5 protein-coding genes are annotated in these 8,417 nt (G+C 67.6%); 3 read left to right on the top strand and 2 right to left on the bottom strand.

Annotated elements, in window-relative coordinates; genetic code table 11:
* Window positions 1-415 precede the first annotated feature (415 nt).
* Window positions 416-2,785, bottom strand: a complete 2,370-nt coding sequence (locus tag VFG33_RS22055) for an immune inhibitor A domain-containing protein (RefSeq protein ID WP_325054814.1) — start codon at window positions 2,783-2,785, stop codon at window positions 416-418.
* 240 nt (window positions 2,786-3,025) lie between these two features.
* On the opposite strand from VFG33_RS22055, the gene macS reads away from it, so the two are divergent.
* Together macS and VFG33_RS22045 are read left to right on the top strand one after the other, a co-directional pair.
* On the top strand, window positions 3,026-4,165 hold the full coding sequence (gene macS / locus VFG33_RS22050; protein ID WP_325054813.1) for a MacS family sensor histidine kinase: 1,140 nt from the start codon (window positions 3,026-3,028) through the stop codon (window positions 4,163-4,165).
* Complete coding sequence (locus VFG33_RS22045; RefSeq protein WP_325054812.1) at window positions 4,162-4,803, top strand: response regulator; 642 nt, start codon at window positions 4,162-4,164, stop codon at window positions 4,801-4,803. Before macS ends, VFG33_RS22045 begins: the two co-directional genes overlap by 4 nt.
* 56 nt (window positions 4,804-4,859) lie before the next feature.
* On the opposite strand, the gene VFG33_RS22040 is transcribed toward VFG33_RS22045, so the two are convergent.
* Window positions 4,860-6,041 (bottom strand): S8 family peptidase, encoded by a 1,182-nt coding sequence (locus VFG33_RS22040; protein ID WP_325054811.1) that lies wholly within the window; start codon window positions 6,039-6,041, stop codon window positions 4,860-4,862.
* A 374-nt stretch (window positions 6,042-6,415) separates the two neighbouring features.
* Here VFG33_RS22040 and secD point away from each other — a divergent pair.
* Window positions 6,416-8,417 (top strand): protein translocase subunit SecD (secD, locus tag VFG33_RS22035; protein ID WP_325054810.1); only part of this gene is annotated, 2,002 nt, incomplete at its 3' end.

The raw sequence follows: 8,417 nt of genomic DNA, 5'->3' as shown, positions 1-8,417 counted from the left end.
CCTGTCGGTCGGGACACCGGTGCTGCGGCGGGTCACCCGGGCGGCATCTCCTCGACGTAATCCCCTGGACTGTGGCCGTTCTTCCCAGCGGCTCCGGGCGTAGCTGCGTCCTTCCCTGGTCGTGGTGAGGTGTGTCAAGGGTCGAACTCGTTCGAGCCCGAAGGGCCGCGAAGCGCCCTTGACTCACCTCGCCGCGACTAGCACCATCACGCAGCCCGGCGACGCGAACCACCCACACCTACCCACCAACCACCCACACCTATGCACCCGCGAACCACCCACACCTATGCACCCGCGAACGACATGCGCCTGTGGATGCGCGGACCACGCGCGCTCGGCGTACCGGCGTACGGGGGGACAGGCCGACGGCCCCGAGATGGTGTCTCGGGGCCGTCGGGGGAGAGGTGTTGTGGGACTAGTTGCGGGAAGAGATCTTGATCTTGGTGGAGGTGCCAGTGCGGGACTGGACCTTGATGTTGACGCCGTTGTTCGGGACCTTGACCCCGCTCTGCGGCTGCTCCGGGTAGAAGTACTTCTTGCTGTCGTTGAAGGTGGAGACTGCGTCCTGGCCGCGGATGTAGCTGGCCTGGCCGTTCACGTGGAGCGTGAACGAGTCGGCCTTCTCCAGACCGAAGGTCGCGTCGTAGCCGGCTACTCGCGGACGCCAGATCTGGCCGTCGAGACGGTTGATCGGGACGGGGTGCGAGTCGATCGGCAGGACCAGGCCCTCGCCTGGGTGCTCGTTGGTGTTGTTGTTGCGCTGCGAGGTGTCCCAGTACCAGATGAGCAGACCGTCCTGGTACGGGAAGTGCTCAACCTTGTCAGCCAACGTGCTGGCCCAGCCGAAGTTGTACGGCCCGGACTTCAGGTGCTGGTCGTACGAGGTGTAGTTGATGTTCGAGGCGATGTAGTAGTTGGCGTACGCCGTGGTGATCGACGAGCCGACCGACGAGAAGCCGTTGAGGGTCCAGCCTTCCGGCGTCGCTTCCGCACCGGAGTCGACCACCGTGGTCGAGCCCGAGGTCACCTTGATCGCGTCCGCGTGGAAGCCGAAGCCACCGGTGTTCGAGTCGGTGCTGTAGCGGAACTGCAGGCCGATCGTCTTGCCGGCGTAGGCCGACAGGTCGAACGTGGCCGGCTTCCAGCCGTTGCTCTTGCCGTCGATGCCGTTGCCCTCGGTCGGGGTGCCGATGGTGCCGGGGATCGCCTTGTACCCGGTGCCGTCGTCCACCTCGACGTAGGCGTAGTCACAAGCGTCCGGACCACAGTCCTCGATGTCCCAGTTCGCCTGGAACGTGAGGCTCGCGGCCGCATTGGCAGCCAGCGTGACCTGGCGGTTCATCGTGCGGTTGAGGTCGTCGCCCTCGCCGCTCCACCACGACTTGGTGCCGGCGGCCGGCGGCTGCAGCGGGGTGGTGACGTTCTTCGGTGGCAGGGTGACCACCGCGGCCTGTGCCTTGGCGGAGTTGTACTCGTGCGGGCCGAGGTCGATGGTCCGGTTCTGACCGGCCTTGACGATCTCGTAGTCCAGCCAGCCGAGTTGCAGCTTGTCCCAGGCGCCGAGGTCGGCCGCCTGCTCCCCGATGCCTCCGTCGGACGGCTTGCCGACCCGGCTCTGCGCCATGATCGTCCACCAGTTGACGCCGTTCTCGACCGGGGCACCGGAGGTGTCGTAGTGGTCCGGCAGACCGAGGTCGTGACCGTACTCGTGTGCGAAGACGCTGACGCCGCCGTTCTCCGGCTGGATCGTGTAGTCGCCGACCCACAGGCCGGTGTCGCCGATCTGGGCGCCACCGATCGGGTTGTTCGCCGGGCCGCCGGCGAAGCCGGCGTACCAGCGGTGCGACCAGATCGCGTCCTCACCCTGGTGCGGGTCGCCATCGGCCTGGTCGCCACCGGAGTGGACGATCTGGAAGTGGTCGATGAACCCGTCGGGCTCGTTGAAGTTGCCGTCACCGTCGAAGTCGTAGCGGTCCCACTGGTCGAACGTCTTCAGGTCGGCGGTGATCTGGGCGGTGGTCTGGCCCTTCGCCTTCTGGTCCACCACCCACTGGTTCACCGCGTCCGCGACCAGGTTCCAGGTGTTGCTGCAGACGTTGCTGGCGCACGGGAAGCCGTTGGAGCGGCCGTAGCGCGCCTCGTTGTACTTCACCTTGACCCAGTCGGTGACCTCGCCGGACACGCTGTACCGGCCGGACGACTGCTTCTCGTAGTACTTCTTCACGGAGTTGCCGTTGCCGAAGTACATGTCCTGGTAGTGCTTCTGGTTGTAGTCGGCCTGCCAGACGGTGGAGTTGTCCACCGAACGGTCAGGCGCGGGAATCGCGTTGTGCAGCGGTCCCTGGAAGGTCGTCGGGCCGGGCACCGCGGGCGCGGTGTCCTGGTCCGGGTACTGCGGGTGCCGCTCATTGCCGAACTCGGCCAGGACGACGAAGATCCGGTCGGTCTTCTCCCGGGACAGCTCCACGTACTGGTCGACCTTGGCCTTGGTGGACCTCTTGCCCTTCGCGGCGGGGGCGGCCTTGGTGCCGACCTTCACCACCGTGCTCGCGCCGCGCTTCTCGGGCGTGGCGGTGCCGGCGAGCACCTTGTTCAGGGCCACCTCACGCAGCTCCCGCCGCTTGTCCTCCTGCGGGCTGGACAGCTCGTCCGAGCCCGACACCTCGCTCGCTACCGGCGCGGTACCCGCATCCCGGGACGGTGCGGCGCTACCGGACGAGGCGAAGCTCAGTCCGATGGTCGCCGCGAGAGCCAGGCTGAACAGCCCGGCAGATACTTTGCGCACGATTCCCTCCATAAAAGCTCTTCAGCGGTCCGCTCCGTGGTGACGTAGCGTGACCTTGGCTCCCCCGAGCGTGTACTTCTGCGCGACAGTACGGCGAATTTCCGCATTGCTGAAGTAGTTCGGCAGAATTTTCCGTGCAAGCGCGGGGAATCATGCGCAGGCGCCCTAGGTAATACCACTCACCCCACTGGCGTACGACAACTCAGCGTCGCGGCCCGGGTGGTTGGCACACTGTGCGACATGGAAGACGGCCGGCAGCGTGGTGACTCGGCAGACCTGCTGCTGCCGCTGTGGCGCGCGCTGGTGGTCTTCCGGGTGACCACCTGGCTGTTCGCGTGCTTCGGCGTGTGGAGCATCTGGGACGGCATCAAGCGGCCCTCCGGCGCTGTGCTGCAACTGGCGATCATGGGCGTCTGGACCGTGATCGCGTCGATCGGCTACAGCCGCCACTGGGGCCGTCGCAACACCCGCCTGGCCTTCGCCGACCTGATCGTCACCGTCGGCTGCATGTACGCCACCCTGCTCGCCCAGCCCCTGCAGGACATCCGCGGCGGCGCCTCCGTGCTGACCAACGTGTGGGCGGCCGGCCCGGTGATCGCGCTCGCGATCTCGCGAGGCCGTGACGGCGGACTGCTCGGCGCGGCAACCATCAGCCTCGCCCTGCTCTCGCTCCGCGGCGTGGACAACGCAGCGAAGATCCTCAGCAACGTGCAGCTGCTCCTGGTCGCTGGCCTCGTCGTCGGGTACGCCGCGACCACGATGCGCCGCGCCAACGTCAGACTCCGTGAAGCGATCGCAGCGGAGAGCGCGACCGCTGAACGACTGAGACTGGGCAGGTCGATCCACGACGGAGTACTGCAGGTGCTCGCCCAGGTCCAGCGACGTGGCAACGCGATCGGTGGTGAGGCGGTCGAACTTGCCGGGCTCGCCGCCGAGCAGGAGGTCGCATTGCGCGCCCTGATGGCCTCCCGCCCCTCGACCGGTGGCGGCGGCCGGCTGGACGTCTGCACCCTGTTGTTGCCGCTAGCCACGACTCGCGTGGACATCGTTCTCCCCGCCGAGCCGGTGTTGCTGCCGGCAAACATCGCGACCGAACTGGTTGCCGCGGTCAAGGAGGCATTGAGTAACGTGGCCAAGCATGCCGGGGCATCGGCAAGGTCGTGGGTGGTCGTGGAGGACCTGGGTGACGAGGTGCTGCTATCGGTCCGCGACGATGGTCGTGGCACGACACCCGACCGGTTCGATCAGGCCCGGTCGGACGGGCACCTGGGCGTCAGCCAGTCGATTCGCGGCCGGATCACCGATCTCGGCGGTGACGTCACGGTCCGGACCGCGCCAGGCGAGGGAACCGAGTGGGAGCTGAAGGTGAGCAAGACATGACGATCCGGGTGATGATCGTGGACGACCACCCGATGTGGCGGGAGGGAGTCGCCCGCGACCTCGAGAGCCGCGGGTACGACGTCTGCGCGACCGCCTCGGATGTTGCCGGTGGCATCAAGATCGCCCTGGCGACCCAGCCGGACGTGGTGGTGATGGACCTGCAGCTCGGCGACGGCTCGGGCGTCGACGCCACCCGGGAGATCACCGCGGCTCTGCCCGACACCCGGGTGCTGGTGTTGTCGGCCAGCGCCGAGCAGAGCGACGTACTGGCTGCTGTGAAGAACGGGGCATCCGGCTATCTGGTGAAGTCGGCGTCACTGGATGAGTTCGACGACGCAGTACGGCGTACTGCCGAGGGCGACGCCGTCTTCAGTGCGGGGCTCGCCGGGTTGCTGCTGGGGGAGTACCGCCGGCTAGGGGCTGGTCCGGAGGTCCCGCACCTGACAGAGCGAGAGACGGACGTACTACGGCTCGTGGCGCGCGGGTTGACGGCCAGGCAGATCGCCACGCGGCTCGTGCTGTCCCACCGGACCGTGGAGAACCACGTGGGCAACACCCTGCGGAAGCTGCAGCTCCACAACCGCGCCGAGCTGGTCCGCTACGCCATAGAGCACGGGATCGACTCCGAGGACGCCTGAGCCACAGCACCGCCGTACCGGCTCGGCGGAGACCGGTACGGCGGCTGCGTGGGGGTCTAGAGGCCGTTGGAGAACAGCAGGCGGTTCACCGTGCCGCCGGTGGTACCGCCGCTGACCACGTTCGGGGTTGAGTTGGTCTCGATGTACGTCTTGACCGTGGCCGGCGTCGCCGACGGGCTCGTCTGCAGGTAGAGCGCAGCCACACCAGCGACATGCGGCGTCGCCATGGACGTGCCGTTGTAGGAACCGGTGGTGTTACCGGGCAGCGTGGAGACGATGGCCGAGCCCGGCGCGTAGACGTCCACGCAGGCGCCCGTGCTCGAGTAGGACGCTCGTGCGTCGGTCGAGGTGGTCGCCGCTGTCACCAGGGCGGTCTCGATCTTGCGCGGCAGCCGGTCGCACGAGTTGCCCCCGGTGTTGCCGGCCGAAGCGGCCAGGAAGACGCCGGAGTTGATCATGGCGCGCAGCGAGTTCTCCAGCGTCGTGTTGGGGTTGAAGTTCCACGACGCGTTGGCCACGGCCGGCTTGACCGCGTTCCGGGTCACCCAGTCGACGGCAGCGATCGCAGCGGACGCACCGCCGCCGCCGCAGTCCAGCCACTTCACACCGTGCAGCCGCACGCTCTTGGCGATGCCGTAAGAGGTGGAGCCGATCGTGCCGGCCACGTGCGTGCCGTGCCCGTTGCAGTCGGTGTTGTTCGAGTCGATGCCGTTGAAGTCGAAGGTGGCCCGGCCGCCGAAGTTCGGGTGGCTCGGGTCGACGCCGCTGTCGATGATGTAGGCGTTCACGCCGGAGCCGGTCCGTGTGTAGGTGAAGGAGTTCGACAGCGGCAGGTTGCGCTGGTCGATCCGGTCGATGCCCCACGACGGCGGGTTCGGCTGGGTGGTGTCAGCCGCGTTCTCGACGTAGACGTCCTGCGAGATCGCGATCACGTCGGGGCTCTTCTGCAGCTCGGCCAACTGGGCAGCGGTGAGCTTGGCGCTGAACCCGTTCACCGCGGTACTGAACGTCCGCTGCGGCGCGACGCCGAGCGAGCTCTTCAGCCGCACGCCCTTCTTCAGCTCGACGATGTAGGTGTCCTTCACCGCGGTCACGCCACGCTCGGCGGGAGCGGGCTGCACCAGGATGATCCTGCCACCGGGTTCCGGTGACGGGGCTGCGTGGGCGTTGGTGGCAAGGGTCAGGGCGATCGCTGGCACGATGGCGGCGGCCAGGGTCAGGCGGATGCGACGACGCACGGTTCCTCCTCAGGGAACTCATCACCCACCGGGGCGGAGGGGTGATCACACTCGGTCCGCGGTCGACTACGGACCGAGTTGCAGTGAAGTTAGGGCCTCCTCACCTGACGCGTCAATCAGTTCCGCTGCGCACTGATGCCATGGCACAGCGCTGCCGCCGCCAACCCACCTGATCATTCGCCCCCTTTTCACCCCTTTTCGACAGTCCTGCGCCTGTCCCCGGCCGAAGGGTGAAAAGGGGGCGAATGATCAGGGATGAAGGGGAGGTTGCGTTCGTTCGTACACTGAGCGTTCCGCGCGGGGTGGCCCACCCTGTGTGATCTGCTCTGTGTCACGACACCCGCACAGCGGGTGCCCACCTCCGGAGGCTTTCTGTGAACCGGTCGTCCCTGGTCCGCGCGTTGTTCGCGTTCCTAGCCCTGGCCGCCTCGACGTACGTCGTACTGACCGCCCGGCCGGAGCTCGGCCTGGACCTGCGCGGCGGGACGCAGATCGTGCTGGAGGCGAGCGACTCGCCCACGGTGAAGGCGAACAAGGAGACCACCGACAAGGCGCTCGAGGTACTCCGGCGCCGGATCGACGCGCTCGGGGTCAGCGAACCGAGCGTGACCCGGCAGGGCGAGCGCCGGATCATCGTCGAGTTGCCGGGCGTGCAGGATCCTCGCGAGGCCGCCGCCGTGATCGGCAAGACGGCACAGCTCACCTTCCACCAGGTGCTCGACCAGGTCGCCGCGAAGCCTGCGAAGCCCGCAGCCGGCGAGGTGTACCTGCCCAGCGACGACGGCGCCGGAGTACTGCGCATGGCCAAGCCGGCGATGACCGGTGAGCTGGTCAGCGGAGCCCAGGGCCGGATCGATCCCGCCCAGATCGCGCAGGGCTGGTTCGTCCAGATGGACTTCAAGGGCGACGGCGGGAAGATCTGGGCCGACATCACCGGCAAGGCAGCCTGCGAGCAGGTCGGCGCGCCGCAGCGCCGGGTCGCGATCGTGCTTGACAACGAGGTGATCACCTCGCCACAGGTCGACCCGAACGGCGGCACCCAACTCTGCAACCGCGGCATTTCCGGTGGGCAGAGCACCATCACCGGAAGCTTCACCGAGGACGGGGCCAAGGATCTTGCCGCGCTGATCTCGGGCGGCGCCCTGCCGTTGCCGGTCGACGTGATCGACCAGCGCACGGTCGGGCCGTCGCTCGGTAAGGACGCGATCCAGGCGAGCGCGATGGCGGGCATCATCGGCGTCGGGCTGACCGCACTCTTCATCATCTTCGTGTACCGGCTGGTCGGTCTGATGGCCGTGCTGGGCCTGATCGCCTACGCAGGCATGTCGTACGCCGTCCTGACCCTGATCGGCGCAACCCTGACTCTGCCTGGCCTGGCTGGTTTCGTGCTGGCCATCGGTATGGCGGTGGACGCGAACGTGCTCGTGTTCGAACGAGCCCGTGAGGACTACATCGGAGGCAGGACCGACGGGCTCCGCAGATCGTTGCGCAGCGGATTCCGGAACGCACTGTCGGCCATCGCGGACTCAAACGTCACCACACTGCTCGCGGCCGGACTGCTGTTCTTCCTCGCTGCTGGACCCGTTCGTGGATTCGGTGTGACGCTGAGCATCGGCGTGATCGCCTCGATGCTGTCGGCGCTCGTCATCACTCGGGTGTTCGCGGAGTTCCTTGTCTCCCGCAAGTTCGTGCTGAACCGGCCGGAGATCAGTGGGATCGCCGGGCACGGCCGGGTGCGCACCTGGCTCGAGGCGAAGCGTCCCGCGCTGATGAAGCACAGCCGTCGCTGGCTGGTCATCACCGCGATCGCGGTCGTCGTGAGCGTCGCCGGGGTGGCGGTCCGCGGCCTGAACCTCGGGATCGAGTTCACCGGCGGCCGGCTGCTCGAGGTGAGTACTGCACAGCAGATCACCCCGGACCAGGCCCGCGCGGCCGTGGCTGAGGCGGGCTACCCGAACGCGGTGGTCCAGTCCTCCGGCACCGACGACATCACCGTCCGGACCGGCACGATCAGCGACGACGAGGCGGAGAAGATCCGCGAGTCGATCTCCCGGATCGGCGGCGGTACCGAGCTGGTCCGGAACGAGAGCATCGGCCCGTCGCTCGGCAACGAACTCCGCAACAAGGCGCTGATCGCGCTAGGGGTCGCGCTGCTGGCCCAGCTGGCCTATCTGGCCGTGCGCTTCCGCTGGACCTTCGGTGCGGGCGCCGTACTGGCCCTGCTGCAGAACGTCGCGGTGGTGGTCGGCGTGTTCGCATGGACCGGCAAACCGATCGACGGCATCTTCCTCGCGGCGATGCTGACGATCATCGGTTACACCGTGAACGACTCTGTCGTCGTCTTCGACCGGATCAGGGAGACCCGCAACGCCCGGT

This window comes from Kribbella sp. (assembly GCF_035687465.1).
In the GTDB taxonomy this organism is placed as follows: Bacteria; Actinomycetota; Actinomycetes; order Propionibacteriales; family Kribbellaceae; genus Kribbella.
Note: the sequence above shows the minus strand (reverse complement) of the source record. Positions and strands in the feature narration are given on the sequence as shown.